A 1,081-nucleotide genomic window follows, 5' to 3' on the forward strand; every position below is an offset into this window, starting at 1 on the left:
CCTCCGACGAAGCCTTGAGGCGCGCCCTGCCCAAGGGTGCAAGCATAATTAAGTTCCCTGATGATAGGACGATACGTTGGTTAGAGCGAGACATCGTTGGTTTTGCTTTCATGGATGGCAAGTTCGCAGCTTATATCTTTGACGATATGGCGAATGTCCGCATCGCGAACAGTACGCGCGGGGAGAGCGTGATCTTGGGAGAGGATGGAGACGGTAATTGGGTGTACGTTGACAATACGGGCGAACTCAAAAAACTCCCCGTGGATATTGAATTCGAGCCACCCGTGCTTGGACCGAACGTTATTGGCAACCTGGACAACAACGGCACAAAGATATTCCCTGGTGAGCAGGTGTACGAGGAAGGATATCGCAAGTTCATTCGTCCGTTGATGAAGGGTATGCGCGACGAGGCTTTGAAAGCCGAAACCATGCCGTTGCAGTTAGCCGATGCCAAGAAGTTGACACCCGCAGAAGCCAGAGAGCTGCAAGCCTGGGGCAAGCAGGTGGCAAATGACTTTGGACGAACAAAACTACAGGCTTTGCATGTAGGCGAAGGACAGGCCGATATGGCTCTGCTTAACTACAACCGCCGCACAAGGTTTGACAATGCTATTGCCATCGGATTACCCTATGTATTCTGGACAATGCACACCGCTCATAATTGGGCAATCGCAGCTCTGGACAGACCGGCGCTTCTGGCGCATTATGCTCGCTGGCTACAGTTTATCTCCTCGAACGAGGATGAAGAAACCTACTTGCCGAGCCGCGTAAAGGGTAAGTTTATGATCCCTGCTTATGGATTGAGCAAGGAGTTGGGTAACAGCATCTTCTACGATCCGTTGATGGACTTCTTTCCTGTGCACCAGTGGGTTAACTCTGCCACTTATCTTGACCGCAAGTACAGCGAGGTTGAAAGAACAGCGATTGAGATACTCAGGCAGAGGGTATATGACAAAGAAACTACCGCCGAGGATGCGCTGGCGGCTATTCAAGCACACGAGAGCGGAGCAACCAACGACTTGTGGGATTATGCCGTTAGGCTGGCTTCACAAGAGAGAGAAGCTACTCCGATTGATATGAT

Annotated in this window: 1 protein-coding gene; it reads left to right on the forward strand. The window is 51.2% G+C overall.

Features of this window, described 5'->3' with window-relative positions; all coding sequences use genetic code 11:
• Positions 1–1,081: hypothetical protein (locus tag HWQ67_RS19455; RefSeq protein WP_218254353.1), on the forward strand; the 1,081-nt coding region annotated here is incomplete at both ends.

The sequence above is a fragment of the Candidatus Magnetobacterium casense genome, from assembly GCF_019173545.1.
GTDB classification, from domain to species: Bacteria; Nitrospirota; Thermodesulfovibrionia; order Thermodesulfovibrionales; family Magnetobacteriaceae; genus Magnetobacterium; species Magnetobacterium cryptolimnobacter.